Origin of the sequence: Dapis purpurea BLCC-M126, assembly GCF_050015975.1 — a bacterium.
Taxonomy (GTDB): Bacteria; Cyanobacteriota; Cyanobacteriia; order Cyanobacteriales; family Microcoleaceae; genus Trichodesmium.
Genome location: NZ_JBNHER010000305.1, coordinates 18,530 through 37,778, shown reverse-complemented (window position 1 = coordinate 37,778; position 19,249 = coordinate 18,530). Strand labels below are relative to the sequence as shown.

Here is a 19,249-nt window from a genome sequence, read left to right as displayed (position 1 = left end):
GATAGCAATCTAATCGCAAATTTTCTATTGCAACATTTAAGATTAAGCATTCCAGAAACGATAGTGTTTGTGGAGCAGTCCGTCAGGATAGCAATCTAATCGCAAATTTTCTATTGCAACATTTAAGATTAAGCATTCCAGTACTTGAGTGACTCCTGACTCTTAATCAAATGCAAATATAAAAGATACCAACGGGGTAGAATCCAATTGAGAATCTGTAAAACCGACAAAACTTAAGCTGTTCATCCTTAAACTAACAGGACATTCAACTTCATAAAAAGTAGGAGCTAAAAATTCATAGATATTAGTTGCTGATGAATCTAGATCGCTAAAAGATTGAATAAAATTCTCTGCTGACCAAGTATGCAAACATTTACCAGTGGAAATATCCCAGACCTTAATAGTTTCATCTTCGCTTTTACTAATAATAGTTTGACTATTTTGGCTCCAAATTAAAGAATAAATTCGAGCTGTATGTTCATTAAAAATTTGCAGACATTTACCAGTATAAATATCCCATAATCTTACTGTTAGATCGTCACTTCCAGTCGCTAAAAGATTTCCATCTGGACTCCAAACAATAGAATGTATTTCTTGAGTATGACCCTGAAGAACTATATGTGGATGTGGTTGGGAATTTACCATTGGCAAAAGACGAACATTTCTCCATAGATCGGCGATCGCTAAAAACTGTTTATTAGGACTAGAAGCTATGACAGAAATATTGTCTAATGTTGGTGTTTGCATTTTCTCTAACAACATCGGGGAGTCTAAAATATTTCCATGTTGTTGTTGCTTTTGTGATTCTTGGTAATTCTGGTCAGATAAATCTACAAAATTAGTAGGACAAATACAGGAGTTATTATCTACCAACTGTGAATCATTATTTTCATGACATTTGTGTCGTTCGGTTTGACTTGCAGGGCAAATTTTCCCAGGAACTATTGCACAAAATTCTGAGTTTTTGTGGTTAGTTTTATTTAATACTTCAATAGCTTTTTGAGAATAGATATGAGCAGATTGACGACATTCTATTTTGTGAGAATAAAGATCGCCTACCATTAAGTCAATCTCTAGTTTCATACACAAATTAATTAGATTTTCTATAGCGTAACTACATAATAAATTTTCGTTAGCTTGTAGTTTATTTAAAATTAATAATAATTGTTTTTCTAGAGCTTGAGTAGAACTAAATATTTTACTTAGTTGTCTGGCAATAGGTTCGATAATTAGCTGATTTTGTCGTTCTTTAATCGAGCGTTTGCCAGTGGTTAGAATTAAGGAATGACTGATAAATAAGTTTAAGTTAGTAGTAGTTAATTCAGTAACAATCTCTTCAATTAAGTAGTTAAGAATGTACTCCATTATTAGAGGTTCAACTGCGTACATACTTAATTTTTTCTTGACTAGAGAACGCCAGATGAGAGCTTCTAAACTTTCCAGGAGATTTACTTTAGAAACTGCTGGCAGAATATCAGTTTCTAATTTTTGTACGTTAGTCCAGTCTTGGTTAACTGCCAACCAAACCATGATTTTTTTTTCTAGTTCTGAGAGACGATGAAAGTGTTGATTGAGGAGTCGGCGAATACCATTGAATGTGGCAGTATTATGTTGGAGAAATTCTGTTAGGTCTCCATCGAATAAGTCTTTGATGGAGGTGATGACTATTTTTAATGCTAGGGGACTATAGCTGTAATATTCGCTTAGTTGTTGTTTTTGTGCTTCTGAACCTAATATTTCTCTAGTTTTTAGTAAGGCTTTGGCTATTTCTTTTGAACCAAATAATTGTAGAGATCGTACTGCTGTATCTATACTTTCAAAGGCTGCTATTTCTGGGGGTTTTTCTCGACTGGTGAGAATGAGGCAGCTAGAGTGGGATGTTTGGCTAATCAACTGAAATAGTTGGCTATAGTTTTCGTAGCCAGAACGATAATGACCTGTACATCCAGGTTTTAAAATAGTTTCGACACTATCTAAAATTATTAGACAGCGTGAGTTCCGTAAGCATTCAATAAGTTTGCTTAGTTCTCCTTGAGTACATTCTTGGTCAGATAAAAATGAGGTTAGTTCCCTCAACATTGTTTCTAGTGGGGGAGAGTGGCAGAGCGATCGCCAAATTATATAGTCAAATTCACTCTGTAGTTGTTGGGCGACTTTCGCTGCTAATGCTGTTTTACCAATGCCACCCATACCAAGTAGGGCGATCGAGCGACAACCGTCTGCGATAATATATTGTTGGAGTTGGTTTAGTTCTTGAGACCGTCCGTAAAAAACGGAAACATCTATGGCTTCTCCCCAGTCAATTGCTTTTGGTTTAGAGAGTGTTTTTTTTGTTTCTGTGGAAGGCTGGAATATTTGCTGTTGAATATTTTCGGTTTTGGCAAGACATAATTTCTGAGTGTCAAATTTTTGTCTCAGCAGAGGGCGAAAATTTTTCTTGGTTACTTTTTCATTCAAGACACTAGAAAGATTTTGCCATAAGTTCGCAGCTACTCCTTTTATGTAGTCTGGATCGTAGCCTGCTTGCTCGGCAATTTCACAATATCCTTTACCTTCCCATGCTTGAGAAAATACCATTTTTTTCACAGCGTTCAAGGAGCCTGGAGGTAGAACTGTCTCCAGAACTTCCAATGCTTCTTCGACTTTCATTTTTACTTAATATTTTGATATATTTTTGATTCTATCTAAATTGATGTAATTTTACTGTTACTTCGGCGACAACCTAAAACTTAATCTACAAATATATTTTTGGTTGAATAAATAGTCATGTGTAGGTGGGAACAACCCCTACGAGTAAAATTGTACCATGAATTTTTTTCTGATGCAATAGGTAAATCTTTGCCGATTTTTTTGGTAGCTTCACAAAATGCAGGCTCTCTCATTTGACTTTTTCTTTGGAGTGCTTGACAAAATGTTGTTTTTCTGGATTAGAGCGATCGCGAAGCGGAACGGAGTTCTATCGCTTCTCTATTTCTGCTACCACTGACTTTTTCTTTGGAGTGCTTCATAAAATAATTTTTTTCTCTGGATTGGAGCTATATAGCTGCCGCTAGGCTCCGCGCTTATGGGATTAAAAGTAGTCTAGTAGGGTGTGTTTCCCCTAAGAGCGGACATGAAAAGACGGCTTAAATTTAGACTATGAAATGGATTGAGCAATCCGTCGTAACGCACCATTTCATTAAATGTCAATTATTGGTTGAATAAAAAGTCATGCGTAGGTACGAACGACTTTAAATAATTAAATCGTACCATGATTTTTTTGCCGATGCAAGGGGAAAATCCTTTCCGCGCCGATTTTTTTCGGAAGCTCCACAAAATGCAGATTCTCTCATGGGTTCGTCTGTGGGAAAATTTGACTATTCATCTCCTTTGGCGGAGTGCTTCAGGAAATGTATTAACTGTTGCTCTATACGCAATAGAAGAAAAATTTGACTACTCATCTCCTTTGGCGGGGTGCTTCAGGAAATGTATTGACTGTTGCGGATAGAGCAATAGTAGAAAATTTCCACTACTCATCTCCTCTGGCGGAGTGCTTCAGGAAATGTATTAACTATTGCTCTATACGCAATAGAAGAAAAATTTGACTACTCATCTCCTTTGGCAGGGTGCTTCACAGAATGCAGATTTTTTCTTCGGGATGCTTCACAAAATGTTTATCTGGGAATTTGAGGGATCACGAAGCGGAGTTCTATCGCTTCTCTATTCTCGTACCACTCACTTTTTCTTTTTGAGTGCTTCAGAGAATGTTTATCTGGGAATTTGAGCGATCGCCACAGCGGAAGGTCGCCCTATAGCTTTTCTTAGGTCATATAACCATCCGTGTATCCGTGGCAAAATCCGTGTCTAGCGATGTTTTGTGGTTGAATAAAAAGTCATGCGTAGGTGCGAACGACTAGTAATGATTAAATCGTACCATGATTTTTTTCCCGACGCAAGGGGTAAATCTTTGCCGATGCGACCAACCCACTTCCTGCTAAACCTCCTAATATCAATATTTGTCTTCTGCTTTTATTAGTTTGGGGTTGGGGTTTTGCTACTACTGTTTTTGTTTGACTAACTTTTGGTGCTGGTTTTGGTTGTGGTGTGGGTGGTGAAGTTGTCAAACCTAATTCTTCTAAGACTGCCGTAGCATTTTCATAACGCAGTGGAAAATATTCATGTACCATCCTATCTAATATATTTGCCAGACGGTTACTTACTTGTGCTTCATTTCGCCAGATAACATTTCCTGTCTTAGAATCTTTTTGTAAGTTGTAGGGATCTTTTCCTGTCAGTGCTTTTATTCCTACCATTCCTACTGCATAGATATCGCTACTCAGTTTTGGTTGACCGTTACTTTGTTCGCTTGGCATATATCCTGGTGTTCCGACTGCTACAGTAAAAGTAGTCGTTCCTTTTTGGTAAGTAGTCAATACACTTATTTCTTTTACCGCCCCAAAGTCTATCAATACTATTTTTTTATCCGACTTCCGACGCATCAAGTTTTGTGGTTTGATGTCTCGGTGAATTATATTATTTTGATGAGCTATGGTTAATGCTTCTAAGATTCCTTTGAGTAAGGCAATGGTATAAGACTCGCTTAATTTTTTCCCTGGGGTAAGTTCTTTACTTATGTCGTGCCCTTCTATATATTCTTGTACTAAGTAAAATTCTGTTCCTTCCTGAAAGTGAGCAAATAATCTTGGTCTTTGGTCTGAGTCTTGCCCTAATTTGTATAAAGTATTTGCTTCTCTCTCAAACAACTTTTGAGCAACAGGCAAAACTCCTGGGTCTGAGCTTTTAGGTTTGAGGTGTTTGACTACGCATTTCGGATTTCCTGGTAGGTCTAAGTCTTGAGCTAAGTAGGTATCTCCAAATCCTCCACTTCCGAGAGAGTCGATAATTTTGTAGTGATTTCTCAGGATTTTTCCAGACTTCACCATTTCAGTTATCAGTTATCAGCTTTTTCAGTTACCAGTTATCAAACTTTCTCTTTTCTGTTATTAGTTATTAGACTTTCTAGGGTACTAGCTACCAGGAAAATATGGTTTTTTTGGCCGATATTGATTTTAGTATATCTGAGCGCACCTTCTCCATCATGCTTATAATACCATGTCAAGTTTTCTTGTCAACCCCTCTTTTATCAGTTATCAGCTTTTTAAGTTATTAGTTTACATATAAATTTAACCTCTTCCTTCTTCTTTCTTACCGAATTATTAATAATTAATTAATTCAGATTTAAAGCCTCCCCTTGGATAGGGGAAAAAAGCGGTCGATTGGATATGGCGAGGTCTCCCGCTCTTAACAGAGCCGCTCCGAATTGCGCCATATCCAATCGACCAAGAGAAGAAATGATATTTCCCAATATTCAATTCCGTAACGGTTTTAACCTTCTTGTAATTATCAATTATCCATTATCAATTATCAATTAATGAATTCTTCCTTACTTAACTTGAAAAACTTCTCGAAGTGCTTCATCAAGAGTAGGCTTCATCACAATTCTATTTTCATAAGAAACAATTACTCTTGTTAAAGTTGGCAAACTATTTTGCTCTGCTTCTAAATAAATAGGTTCAACATAAAGCAAAGATTTATTAATAGGAATTACTAATAAATTCCCTTGAATTGCTTTTGAACCTTCACGATTCCAAAGAGAAATCTGCTGTGATATTTCTGGGTCTTGATTAATCAAAGCTTCAATTTGTTCTGGACCATATACTAATCGTTCTTTAGGGAATTGATATAATAGTAACTTACCATAATTTTCCTCATCCGATCTAGCTGCCAACCAAGCAATTAAATTATTACGACTTGCTGGAGTATAAGGTAGAAGTAAAATAAATTCTTCTAAAGTTTCTTCTGGTAATTTTGTGATTAGATAATAAGGCTCGACTTTTTGTTGTTGACTACCATAAATTTCAATGGGCACCCGCCATAAGTCTTCCCGATTATAAAATACACGAGGGTCATCCATGTGATAAGTTGCTAATACTTCAGATTGTACTTGAAATAAATCTAGTGGGTAGCGAATATGACTACGAAGACTCCTTGGCATTTCTTCTATAGGATTAAACATATCTGGAAATACTTTTTTCCAGGTTCTAATAATAGGGTCTTTTGGGTCAGCTACATAGAACTTGACTGAGCCATTGTAGGCATCTATTACAACTTTTACTGAGTTACGAATATAATTAAATTCATTATTTTCTGGGTCAGAATAAGGATAGTGATTAGTGGTAGTATAAGCATCAATCATCCAGTAAAGATAATTAGGATTTGTTTCAGTAATATTTTGCTTACCAAAGTTAGGATTAGCTACTACTAAATATGGGTCATTATCATAACGGAGAAATGGAGCGATCGCTCGAACTCTAGCATTAATATTACGACGATATAAGAGTTTTGTTTCAGGTATAAATTTATTAGTTAATAACATTCTCCAGTTCTTCAAATATTTAGCAAATATCCATCTTTGCCACCCTTTACCAATAATAATTCCCCCAGATCCATCATAAGTATTATAGGAGTTTGCTTCTCCACTGGGATAATCTAATTCTCTATCTTTTTCTGCGGTGGAAGTAATGACATTAGTATTAGTAAGCTCTCCATAATAAATTCTCGGTTTACCGATAGGAATGCTGTATCTAATTCTATCCAATACTTCTAAAGTGCTGTTCTCTTCAATAGTTGGATCTGGTCCGATATTTTTAACAAAATATTCTGGTAATCCATTGTTTTCAACTTGATTAACTGGAGAAAGAGTAAAACCATAGCCATGAGTATAAACCAAATTTTCGTTTACCCAAGTCTGTGCTGGTTCGGGTACAGATTCATAATTTAGTTCTCTAGCAGCTATAATTACTTGTTGTTTTTCAGTGGGGTTATCTTTCGTTCTTTGTGACTTTTGCTTCAGAAATGTATAACGGTCAATATCAGCATTGAGAAATTCATAGTAAGGTCGAATTTGTTGTAATTGCCGATTCGTTTGTAAAATTGGTCTTGTATCCCAAAGGCGAATATTATCAATAATCAATTTATTATTGGTTAAGTCAGTATAGGTAAGTTTATTGTCTGGGTCAAAAAGTTTTACTTCTAATTTATCGACATCAACATAAGCTTCTTTTGTAAATTTAATACTACGTTTAATATAAGGAATTTCTCGTTCTATTTCATTGGGTTGTACAATTGCCATTTGTACAATTTCTGGTATTGACCAACCAGCAATTACTGCTATGGTTAAATACCATGTCAATATACCTCTTAATGAATAGCTATTAGCGAATAATTTTGCACTAACTTTTTTATTTCTTTTCCTCTTACGACCAAAACGTAGAAACCATAAACTTGCTTCTATATAAGGCTGAATATTTTTGACTGAAAAAACTGATTGCCAAAATAGAAAAAATGCAATTAATAATGCCAAAACTGCTAAGAATACATACACAGGAAATCGAACTTTGACATCGGTATAACCAGCACCATATATTACACTCTGTTCAGAGTAAAGTAATTCAAAACAAGCTATAAAGTAACTAAATGCTATGGTTAATATCAAACCTGTACCTAAAGCATGAAGATGTCGTTGTTGTTGTTGAGAAAATTGATAAAAATTGCCTTTACTTAAACTTTGACCTGACAATAAATAGATAACTGTGCAGGCAGCTAGTCCGTATAAAAATAATCCGAACAACCAAAATTTTAATAGTTGCAAAACGGGAAGTTGAAAAACATAAAAGCTGATATCTATCTGAAATAAATCTTCACTTTGATTAAAGGGAGTTGTATTTAATAGCTGTAATATATTTCCCCAATGATTGGAAAGAATAAAACTGAAAACTAAACTGAGTAATATTGCAAATACACTCAACCAAAATATAGGATTAATAATCATAGCAAGAAATAACACAATAAATAATCCTAATAACCACCAGTTAGACGGTATTGAGGTGAGTATTTTCCAAATTGATTCTATGTTAAATTCTGAAGGAATTTGTGGGGATACCTTAGCAACTGTAAAATCAGGATACCAGTAATTACTAAATACTTCAATATAATGAGTTAGAATTAATCCTACTAAGAGAATTAATCCGAAGACAAAACATAATAACCAACCTAGACCTAGTGACGGTTCAATACGCAATTTACTAGACGGCATAGTAACTGGAGGAATGAGCATTATTTCTTCAGATACTTGATCGATCCGAACTTGTTTTTTTGAATATTTAAATATGCTGGCTAGTCTCAGATTTGCTAAAAAAAAGCCTGCTGTAATGAAAAAAGTAATTATCCAAACCAAAATTTCTGTTTGCAACTTAGTTATTAATATAGGCAAATAATTCAGTTCTTGAAACCATAAAAATTCAGCCAATATATTAGTTGATAAGTCAAATATTACCCACAATCCAAATAAGCCGAGAAATATTATTAATATATGTATTGGTTTAAGTTTTTCTAATGATTTGAAAAGCCTGACTTTTAGTTTGTAAATAATATTGATTTTCATAATTTATAACTAGGGCTAATTTATTAACTTTTTTAGGATAGCTATAGTTCCTACTATCTACACAAAATTCATATTTAGGTAATTACATCTTAATAAGTTGTTTATGGCTATAGTCAAACACTTGACACCTCTTTTTTCATATACTATTCTTTCCCTATTACTTATTGCTTGTTCTCTACTCCATCACCATCTGCAATATTTTATCAGATAAGTATGATCAGTATTTAGAGGCTATCTATAAATAAAAAATTAAGCCTTGATGTAGGGTGGGTTAGGTAGCAATAATCTCACAAAATCACTCTGGAGATTTCTCTGACCGTCGTAACCCACCAAGTATAGATATTTGAAGCGTTTATTTAGATTTATTTTACAGATATCTTCTTATGTTTAAGAAAGATTATCTTAACAAATAATTATATCACCAACATAGGGAATCACCTGATTTCTGCCTTTTTCTTTTGCTTGATACAGTGCTTGATCTGCTGCTGCAATTAAACTTTTATAAGTCGCTTCGGGAAATGGTATAATAGTATATACTCCTAAGCTTATAGTAACTCGTTTATATATTGGTGATTCTTGATGGGGAATTTGTAAGTTGCATACTTCTTGACGAATTATGTTGGCAATATAAATTGCTCCTTTTAGATTAGTATTAGGTAAAATAATAGCTAATTCTTCCCCACCATAACGAGCTACTAAATCCGCAGGACGTTTTACTACTGCTGAGATAGCCTTTGCTATTTGCTGAAGACATTCATCACCTTTTTGATGCCCATAAGTATCATTATATTTTTTAAAGAAGTCTATATCGCACATAATTAACGATAATGGTTTTTTCTCTCGTGCCATTCGTAACCATTCTTGCTCTAAATATTCGTTAAAGTAACGTCGATTAGCTATTTGAGTTAACCCATCTAATGTAGCAAGTTTATATAATTTTTCATTAGTATTTTGCAGTTCCTGATAAAGTTTGGATTGTTGAATCGCAATTTCCAACTGAATTCTTAACTGTTCTAGTAAATTTATTTCCCATTCTTGCCACTTTCGTTGATTATTAAAGTGATGAGCAACTAATATTCCCCAAAGTGGTTCATCAGAATTAGATTGTTCCCTTGTCAACAAACTTATTTTTTGACTATTATTAACTGTTGATTTTTGGATAAAAATTGGCATTATTAAGCAAGCTTTAATCTGAAAAAAATCTAACAAATAGTTTGAACATAGTCTCATATTAGATCTTTCAATATCTTCTATTACTATCACTTGCTCAGTTTTTTTTCCTTGTGTAAATTCTTGAGTCGTAATTATATAATCATTCATTTCCCAATCTAACATTAAGGGTTTTCCAAAAGCCAAAGATTCTGCGACAACAATAACCGATTTGTCTGATATTTTGCGTTGAATAATTACTCCCTCTACCTGTAAAATATTTCGCACTTCATCTACAGCAGTTTGGAGAATTTCTGATAAGTTTAAAGACTGGCGAATTCGCTCTATTATCTTACGAATTAATTGTTCTTGTTGAGTCTGTCTGCGTAGGTATTCTTCGGCTCGTTTACGTTCTGTAATATCAGTATGGGAACCAACTATTCGCAATGGGTTTCCTGCTTCATCCCAAAGTGCTTGACCCCTGTCTAAAATCCATTTATATGTATTATCTTTACACCGGATACGATACTCAGCAATAAAGTAATATTTTTGCCGATCAAGATGTTGTTGAATTGACTCTGTGAATAAATTAATATCATCAGGATGGATACGATTTTTCCAATCATTGAGATTATGAAAAATATCAGTTCCTTTATAACCTAAAATTTCTTGGCAGCGATCTGAATAAAAACATTCATTAGTTTTGAGATTATAATCCCATATTCCATCATTATTACCACGCAATGCCAATTGCCAACGTTCTTCACTTTTTTTCAAATCAAATTCTATTTGTTTACGTTGAGTAATATTTTCAACCAAGCCAATTAAGTATTTTTTTTCTTCAGAAATTTTGATTAAAGATACAGTTAAAGATGACCAAATAAACCTACCATTTTGGTGAATCAAACGGTTTTCAGTTGCAAAATTTAGTATTTTTCCGGCGATAATAGATCGTAAATTAATCTCATAAGCTTGTCGTTGCTCAGGCTCAATAATATCCACAAAATTAAAATTTGATAAGTCAGGATCACTATAGCCTAAAATATTTGTAAATGCTTGGTTAATGCGGAAAATTTTTCCTGATAAAGTAGCCAAAAATATTCCCAGTACAGATTGTTCAAAAGTAGCACGAAATCGTTCTTCACTATCTCTCAATGCGGCTTCAGTTATTACGTAGGGAGTAATATCTTGTAAAATTACTTGATACAATTTTTCATCTTGAGCTAACTGAATAATTTTATAGATAATATTTACCCAAATCCAATTCCCATCTTTTCTTAAAGCCAAAATATTTGGGATGAATTTTTTACCTTTTTTGGCTGTTTCAAGTATTGCTGTTATTACTTTTTGCTGTGCTTCTGGTGGATGAATTTGATTAGTGTGCATTTGCACTAGCTCTTCTCTCTGATAACCCAATATTTCTGTAGCTTTATAATTAGCTTCTAGAATCTTACCCTGTAAATTTGCAATTAAAATTGCTTCAGCAGCATCTTGCATTAATGCACGGTACTTTATTTCTGAATTTTGTAATTTTTTTTCAACTTTTTTCCATTTTGTTATATCCACATAAGCTGTGAAAATTCTATCAATGAAACTTGATACAGGAGTAGATGTTACACTCAGCCAAATAACTTCTTGGCAATCTTTTTTTACTCCCATTTCTAAATTTTCAAGACTGCGTTTTTCTCTGGAGGCTACAATCCAAGGATACTCATTTTTTGGCATGTCTGTGCCATCATTTCTAATAATTTTCCAGTTTAATTCTTTAGCTTTGAGTGACTCACTTTCTCGACCTAGCCAGCCAAAAATCTGCTTTGCTTTTTGATTAATTTCAACAATATTACCTAAACTATCTGTAATAAAAAATCCCATCAGTAAAATATTTAATATATTTTAATTTTGTGCCCAAAGCTGATTAATATTTAATTTTATGGGAGTCTGATATTCTACATTAGCTTGACCAATTTAGCACAGAGCAGGTAACAGATAAAGAAAAGTATATGATAAAAATATCAAAGAAGATGTTAACTTGACAATATCTGCATCGTCTTTACTTCTTAGAATTTGCTCTACTTAAGTATGTTTCTGACTTTATATAGAAGTGAGAATTTTCTACAGTATTGCTATTACTATCAGCTAAAAAATATTTAATTTATACATTTAGACCAATTGCTCTTCCTGTTGGTTTAGTTTCAATTTTTAAATTCGCTTGTATTGCCAATAAGATTTTCTGGTAGCCAAGAATTGTGTATTCTTGTCTTTCCCCTATTCCCTAATCTTTTGAGATTTACTGATACATTAGGTTTCTTTAAGATTATTATAAGTAATCAAGCATAATTAATTGTATATTTAGTGCTTAAATTAACTCGCTAGACCAAATTATTTTTGATCTACTTATTCTACTTACAAAGTAAAGTATACGAGTATATTTTTTCCCCTGCTCTCTATTCCTTTACAAGGTTACATTTATTTTGCACAGGTAGTTTAATGTTTCCATATTAAGATATTTAATAGGTATGAACAACATCGTTTCATAGGCTCAAGATGCTCCCACTGTTCCCTTGACCATGATAATTACAATAGACCACAATTAGAATGCATCACCACCATAAATTTCAACAAGTGACTAATACTATTTATCAAAAGTAATGCTAAACTTGGAAAGTACAAAAATAACTATAGGAATCCTCTAATCGGTTGTAATATTTTGGTCGTAGTAAGGAATCAGATTTTTCCAGGTTAAGGGATCAAATTAACTATTATTAAAACTGTCATGACCAATGCGCAGATTTATATATCAAAATAACAAATATTATGAAATACTTGTATGATGTTAATAAATATAGCAATCCTATTTTATTCGTAGCAAAAATCTTATTGCTTTTTAGGGAAAACTTAACTAGCAACAGGTAAAAGGTAAGAGTTTCAACTTTTTTATTTACTTTTTAATCTTTCACAACCTATTTATGATTGCTATAGTATTTAGAAATATAAATTATAAGTATAGCAAAGTTTTTCAGAATTGGTAGAATAAAGAATGATAAATAAATCATCTTTAACAAATCCAGATAATTAGTCAGACAAAAATTTTGATATCTATACCAATCCGATATGAATAGTGAGATATTGTAAAGTTTCAGACAACAGCTCCAGAAGTCAACAGAGAAGAAGAAAAAACCTTATCTTATGAAGATAGTAACCAGCAGATTTTAGACTTTTAGGGAGGAGTAAAATTCTCAGATCTGAATTGCTATATATAAAGTTTTGTAAACATTGCCCAAGCACTGGTGATATAATAATTACTCATCTTTTTATATTTATTAACACATAGGTGTTTATTTATCTCCAACTACTTATAAACAGTAACTATGCAAATGGAACTGAGATTAATTAATCCTAAAATTTCAAAAAAATCTATTTTTTTAGTTGGAATTTAACTGTAAATACACTCCCTTGATCTAACTTCGAATAAACCTGAATATTTCCTCCCATTCCTTCTACTAGAGTTTTGACAATAGACAAACCTAAACCAGCTCCATTACCAGAACGATTTCTAGCTTCATCACCTCGATAAAAACGTTCAAAAATCTTAGCTTGTTGCGACAAAGGAATACCTTTACCTTGGTCACAAACCTGAATTATTGCTTCACCACCTTTTTGATACACATTTAAGATAACAGGAGAATCTGGCTCAGAATATTTAACAGCATTGTCAATTAAATTGAGTAAAACCTGTTTCAGACGATTACAATCTACCATTACTTCAATTAACGATAAATTTTCAGATTGAGAAATATAGCTTTGCTTAAGTTGAGAAATATTTTTTGATTTTAAACTTAACCCACTACCCAGAGAATTATCATCTAAATTAATCTCTGAAGATAATTTATGAGAGTTGTCAAGATCGAAAGAAACTAAATTATTTGTTCCTGTCAAAACTACATTTTTACTGATACTAGATACTTTTTCTCGATGAACAATATTACCTCCATTCCCCAATCTAAGAATAATTTCTCGATCGCTACACTGCTTTGCCATTTCCACTACTTCCGCCACCAAATCATTTAGCACCACCGATTCCAAATGAAAGTGAATTTGGCCACTATCTGCCCTAGCTAACTCTAGCAAATCTTTCAATAACTCAATTGTCCGTTGTGCTTCCCCAGAAGCAACCACAATTGCCTCTTTCTGAGTCTCTGTTAAATTATTACCTCGTCTAAGAAGACTTTGGAGATACCCAGAAACAATAGTTAAAGGAGTTCTTAGCTCATGAGAAACATTACTCACAAATTGCCTTTGCTGCTCCCAAGAATCAGACAGCCGATCTAACATAGTATCTAAAGTTTTTGCCAACTGCTTTACTTCACTAGGAGCCTGTTCCAAAGAAACCCTTGCTTCAGCCAAACGATCGGCATTAACATTATCAGCAAATTGACTAATTTGATGTAGAGGTATGAGAGAACGTTGAATATAGATAGTAATAGCTACTATTACTCCCATTATTGCCAAGATACTAGCCACACTTAGACTCATCACCATAGTCACTAACATCTTTTGATCGCGGGTAATGTCCAAAGCAATATAAAGTTTACCAATACTCATCCCATTAATTGTTATAGGGCCACCACATAAGACAAAATAGCGTCCATTAATCGGATATACTAAAGATTCGAGTGGCATCTCAGTTAGAGACTTTAAAATAAAGTGGTCAGTATCATTCCGCAAATTTTGTGATTCAGCCAAAATATTTCCATCCTGACTTTTGACCCAAAGAAATACATTGGCCAGTGTTAAATTATCAATGGCTTTCTGTAAACTTTTTTGCGGATACCACATTTTGCTATACATTTCAACATCTTTGGGAAAACGTTCAGCTATCTGCTCAATGTTATGCTTATGGCTGACCACCAATAATTGCTGCATCTTCCAACTTGTCCACAAAGCTACACTGCCTAGTCCTAATACTGAAAATACTGCAATACCTACTGTGAGACGTGTTTGTAAAGATGATGAATATTTACATTGTCCGAATATAAAATTTTTTGGCCATTTAACTAGAAACTTCATTTGGCTCTTTCTTGCTACAAAATACTCGAATTATAATTGTTATTAACTTAGCTATTGATCCTGAGAAAACCCTGATAATTATTTGGAGATATTTATACCTTCTATTGTTCTAAATTGCTAGGCTGTAATTAGTAAACTATTTGATTGATGCAAGGAAAATTTTTACAGACAATCATGCCTAGGGTGATGGCTATTAGAAAAAAGCAAATTCCTAATCCACAGTTTTTATGCTCCAACAAGAGCAATAAAAATGGGTGACTGGTTGCTGAATAGGATCAATAAATAACAACCCGATGAAACTTCGTCAAAAGACACTAATAATTATTAGTACAGCGATCGCTAGTCTTATAGTGGTCTTGTGTACCACAGCATCAATGATGTTGCTTTATGACTTCCAAGATTTGGAGGCAGATTACGTTCGTCTAGATGTTGGCAGAGGATTAAATGGACTAGATGAGGAGTTGTCCAATTTATCTGCCATAGCAAAACAAGATACAATATTGTTATTATCAAAAAAATTTGCTAATGAGAATAAACTAGAACCTGATGCTAACTTAGCTATAGAGGAATTGATTAATTTCAATTTAGTTAAAAACTTTTTTATTAATCAAAAACTTAATTTAATATTACGACTGAATTCTCAAGGAGAAATTTTATTTAGTCAAGGATTGGATCGAGATAAACAAACAGAAATACTAATACCTGAAAGCTTAAAAAAACATCTACCTCTACTTCAAAATCTAGGGCAGGAAAATTATCTTCCCAAAACAGGTATTATTATTTTACCAGAAGCACCTCTCCTAATTGCTACTACTCTTGTTCCTAATGAAAAAGATAGTTTGAGCAGCGATACCCTAATTGTGGGACGCTACCTAGATAATACAATGATAGACAGGTTAGCTGAATCACAAAAATTATCACTAACTGTTAGTCGGTGGGGAAATAACTCACTACAAATTAATCAGCAACTTAAAACTTCAGAAATAGTCGTACAACCCCTGAGTCCTAATAAAATAGCTGGCTACACAATTATTAAAGATATTTACGGTCAACCCGCTCTAATTTTACAAGTAGAAATAGATCGAATAATTCACCATCACGGTAGATCGCTCTGGGGTTACTTTATTCTTTCATGGGTAATAGTAGGTTTCGTTTTTTGTGTGGTGACAATTGCAGTTATAGAAAAATTGGTAGTCTCCCGCGTTTCAAGATTCAGCAAAGTTGTAAAGAAAATAGCCTCCAGTGGAAACCTTTCAACCCGTGTATCAATGCCAGGCAATGATGAGTTGTCTAGTCTGGCAGAGACTATGAATAAAATGCTTGAAGCATTAGAAAATTCTCAATTTAACCATCAAGACACTGAAAAACGCTATCGACTAATGGCAGAAAACTCCACTGATATGATTTCTCGTCATTCTTGGGATGGAGTTTTTCTTCATATTTCACCCGCTTGTCATAATCTGATGGGATATTTTCCATCTGAACTTGTAGGTACTCATCCAGAACAATTTTTTGCACCTGAAGATACTAGACTACTTGCCAAAGCTTATTATACTATTCTCAAAAAACCAGTAACTTATACTCTTACATACCGTATCCTTCATCAAGATGGTAGATACATTTGGTTTGAAACTACCGCTCGCACAATCCGCCATCCAGAAACTGGGAAAGTACAAGAAATTATTGCAGTTTCTCGTGACATTTCTGATCGTAAACAAAGAGAACAGGAATTACAAGAAAGTGAAGCGGCTATCCGTAAATTATATCAAATAACTGCTGCTCCTTATCAACATAAAAATCAAGATAGTTACCTAAGTTCTTGTTTTAATTATCGCCTCCAACAATTATTAGAAATGGGGTGTAAAAAATTTGGTCTAGAAATAGGAGTATTATCTCGAATAGAGAATAATCACTATACTATTGTTGCAGCTAAAAGTCCTGATAATTCTATTACTAGAGGACAAAAATTTGACTTAGAAAAAACTTTTATTTTTGCGGCTATAGGAGAAGAACCAATATGTTTTGAATCTATTAAATATTCGGGTTTTTATTCCAGCATAGATATGGTTTTCCCCATCGAAGCTTATATGGGAGTGCCAATTATGGTTGAAGGTTCAGTTTACGGTACTCTTAATTTCTGGAGTCCTCAACCTCTTAGCGAACCTTTTAAAGCTGTAGATCAAGAATTATTAAAACTAATGGCGCAGTGGATAGGTGGAGAATTAGAGCGTCAAAAAACAGCAACTGATTTAGCAAAAGCTAGAGATGAAGCACTTGCTGCTACTAGAGCTAAAAGTGAATTTCTCGCAACTATGAGCCATGAAATTAGAACTCCAATGAATGCAGTTATTGGTATGACTGGTCTACTATTAGATACTCCTCTCGAATCAGACCAAAAAGATTTTGTTCAGACTATTCGTAGTAGTGGTGATGCTTTACTCTCATTGATTAATGATATCCTTGATTTCTCGAAAATAGAATCAGAAAAATTAGACTTAGAAGAACATCCTTTTGATTTACAAACTTGTCTGGAAGAATCTATTGATTTATTAGCAGCAAAAGCTTGCGAACAAGGATTAGAGCTTACCTATTTTATTGACCCAGAAACTCCAACTATGGTGCTCGGAGATATTACTAGGGTACGTCAAATTTTAGTTAATCTCTTGAGTAATGCTGTGAAGTTTACTTCTCATGGTGAGGTATTAGTTTCTGTTAGTGGAAGAAGGCTAGAAACAGAGGAAAATTTACAAAATTTAGCAGCAGAAAATATTTCCGAATTTAATACTTGTGATATTTGGCCGATATACGAAATACAATTTTCAGTTAAAGATACAGGTATTGGCATTCCTGCTAGTCGTATGAATCGTTTATTTAAGTCTTTTAGTCAAGTTGATTCTTCTACCAGTCGAGAATATGGGGGTACAGGTTTAGGATTAGTTATTAGTAAAAGATTAGCTGAAATGATGGGTGGTCAGATGTGGGTTGAAAGTATGAGTGTAATTGGAGGTACTCCCCCAGCAGGTTATAGATTATCTACTTTAGATGAAAAGTCGGCTAATATAAATGAAATATCTGGTTCAACTTTCTATTTTACAATAGTCAATAAATGTAGTATTCAGACTGTTAAAGATAAATTAATTGAAACTAATTATTTAGATGGTATTCAACATAATTTAGTAGATAAAAGAATATTAATCGTTGATGATAATAGTACGAATAGAAAAATTTTGTTAAAACAAACTGAATCTTGGGGGATGATAGTTAGCACTGCTGAAAATGCTAATCATGCTTTAGAATTAATTGCGATAGAGAAGAAATTTGATGTAGCAATTGTAGATATGCAAATGCCAGAAATTGATGGTTTGACTTTAGCTACAAAAATTCGCCAAAATCAAATTTATCAAGATTTACCTCTGGTACTTCTCTCTTCTTTAGGTAAGCAAGAAATTAATCTTTCTCATCAATTATTTGCAGCAGTTATTAATAAGCCTGTCAAACAATCTCAGCTTTATGAAGTATTACTAAATATTTTTTATGGTCAAGGTATTCAAGTTAGAGTCACAAATAATAGTAAATGGAATTCTGAGGTAATTCCTTTATTAGCAGAAGAATTACCATTGCGAATATTATTAGCTGATGACCATTTAGTTAATCAAAAGGTGGCTTTACAAATTTTACAACGGATGGGATATCGTGCTGATGTTGCTAGTAATGGTTTAGAGGTTTTAGAGGCTGTATTTGGTTTGCCTTATGATGTGGTTTTGATGGATGTGCAAATGCCTTTGATGGATGGTTTAGAAGCATCTCGTCGAATTCGGCAAGAATACGAAAATCCCGTAGAATATCCAGAAAAAGCTTCTCAGGTAAGACCTAGAATTATTGCTATGACTGCTAATGCAATGCAGGGCGATCGCGAAGAATGTATCGCTGCGGGAATGGATGATTATATTAGTAAACCTATACAAATGGAGCAGCTTATTGAAGCTTTGAGTAAATGTAAACCTCTTGTTTTTGAGGGGAAGGAAAAACCGAATTTTCCACAATTAAATACTTTTCCAGAAACGGAGGAAAAGAATAATAATATTTCTACTGAAAAGACTATTCTTGAGAGTAAGGTAATAGAAAGTTTGAGAGAAGTAGAAGCTCTAGATGAAGTAATAGAAATTTATTTAAAGACTTCTCCAGAGCTGCTAGAGAATATTAATATTGCTATTAATCAAGCTGACCCATTAATACTTAAGAATGCTGCTCATTCTTTGAAGTCTATTAGTGGTACTTTAGGTGCGATGAATCTTTATCAGGTTTGTCAGAAATTAGAAGTATTAGCTCGTTTAGCTTATGAGTCGGGAAATTCTACTCCACCAGAAGCAATAGATATTTTTGCTGAGGTTAAAGTTGAGTATGAAAAAGTTATTAATGCTTTGAAATTAGAGCTACAGAAATAGTAGCAGTGGTGTGACACACCTAAAATGTTGCAATATTAATATTAATCACGAAATGCCACAACAATCAATACAACCTCAAAAATTAATCCGGTAGGGGTGGTTTTAT

At 33.7% G+C, this 19,249-nt stretch carries 8 protein-coding genes; 2 read left to right on the top strand and 6 right to left on the bottom strand.

Annotated features, from left to right (window positions below; translation table 11 throughout):
• Positions 1-162: 162 nt before the first annotated feature.
• Together ACP6PL_RS27695 and ACP6PL_RS27690 are read right to left on the bottom strand one after the other, a co-directional pair.
• On the bottom strand, positions 163-2,649 hold the full coding sequence (locus tag ACP6PL_RS27695) for a helix-turn-helix domain-containing protein (RefSeq protein WP_426548561.1): 2,487 nt from the start codon (positions 2,647-2,649) through the stop codon (positions 163-165).
• Between the two features lie 80 nt (positions 2,650-2,729).
• Positions 2,730-2,882 carry a hypothetical protein gene (locus ACP6PL_RS27690; protein WP_426548560.1) on the bottom strand — a complete coding sequence of 51 codons (153 nt, stop codon included), beginning with the start codon at positions 2,880-2,882 and terminating at the stop codon, positions 2,730-2,732.
• Positions 2,883-3,250: 368 nt separating this feature from the next.
• Here ACP6PL_RS27690 and ACP6PL_RS27685 point away from each other — a divergent pair, with 368 nt between their 5' ends.
• On the top strand, positions 3,251-3,487 hold the full coding sequence (locus ACP6PL_RS27685) for a hypothetical protein (protein WP_426548559.1): 237 nt from the start codon (positions 3,251-3,253) through the stop codon (positions 3,485-3,487).
• Positions 3,488-3,902: 415 nt separating this feature from the next.
• On the opposite strand, the gene ACP6PL_RS27680 is transcribed toward ACP6PL_RS27685, so the two are convergent.
• From ACP6PL_RS27680 to ACP6PL_RS27665, 4 genes are all read right to left on the bottom strand, one after another.
• On the bottom strand, positions 3,903-4,922 hold the full coding sequence (locus tag ACP6PL_RS27680; RefSeq protein WP_426548558.1) for a protein kinase domain-containing protein: 1,020 nt from the start codon (positions 4,920-4,922) through the stop codon (positions 3,903-3,905).
• 500 nt (positions 4,923-5,422) lie between these two features.
• Positions 5,423-8,482 (bottom strand): UPF0182 family protein, encoded by a 3,060-nt coding sequence (locus ACP6PL_RS27675; RefSeq protein ID WP_426548557.1) that lies wholly within the window; start codon positions 8,480-8,482, stop codon positions 5,423-5,425.
• A gap of 402 nt (positions 8,483-8,884) precedes the next feature.
• Positions 8,885-11,503 carry a PAS domain S-box protein gene (locus ACP6PL_RS27670; protein ID WP_426548556.1) on the bottom strand — a complete coding sequence of 873 codons (2,619 nt, stop codon included), beginning with the start codon at positions 11,501-11,503 and terminating at the stop codon, positions 8,885-8,887.
• Between the two features lie 1,542 nt (positions 11,504-13,045).
• Complete coding sequence (locus tag ACP6PL_RS27665; protein ID WP_426548555.1) at positions 13,046-14,698, bottom strand: sensor histidine kinase; 1,653 nt, start codon at positions 14,696-14,698, stop codon at positions 13,046-13,048.
• Positions 14,699-14,991: 293 nt separating this feature from the next.
• Between ACP6PL_RS27665 and ACP6PL_RS27660 the strand changes: the two genes are divergently transcribed.
• The gene (locus ACP6PL_RS27660) at positions 14,992-19,143 is read left to right on the top strand and encodes a response regulator (RefSeq protein ID WP_426548554.1); all 4,152 of its coding nucleotides are present in this window, start codon (positions 14,992-14,994) and stop codon (positions 19,141-19,143) included.
• The last annotated feature ends 106 nt before the right edge of the window (positions 19,144-19,249 follow it).

Coding starts and splice junctions, on each gene's coding strand:
- ACP6PL_RS27695 (WP_426548561.1), bottom strand. CDS start 2,649: ATGAAAGTCGAAGAAGCATTGGAAGTTCTGGAGACAGTTCTACCTCCA.
- ACP6PL_RS27690 (WP_426548560.1), bottom strand. CDS start 2,882: ATGAGAGAGCCTGCATTTTGTGAAGCTACCAAAAAAATCGGCAAAGAT.
- ACP6PL_RS27685 (WP_426548559.1), top strand. CDS start 3,251: ATGATTTTTTTGCCGATGCAAGGGGAAAATCCTTTCCGCGCCGATTTT.
- ACP6PL_RS27680 (WP_426548558.1), bottom strand. CDS start 4,922: ATGGTGAAGTCTGGAAAAATCCTGAGAAATCACTACAAAATTATCGAC.
- ACP6PL_RS27675 (WP_426548557.1), bottom strand. CDS start 8,482: ATGAAAATCAATATTATTTACAAACTAAAAGTCAGGCTTTTCAAATCA.
- ACP6PL_RS27670 (WP_426548556.1), bottom strand. CDS start 11,503: ATGGGATTTTTTATTACAGATAGTTTAGGTAATATTGTTGAAATTAAT.
- ACP6PL_RS27665 (WP_426548555.1), bottom strand. CDS start 14,698: ATGAAGTTTCTAGTTAAATGGCCAAAAAATTTTATATTCGGACAATGT.
- ACP6PL_RS27660 (WP_426548554.1), top strand. CDS start 14,992: ATGAAACTTCGTCAAAAGACACTAATAATTATTAGTACAGCGATCGCT.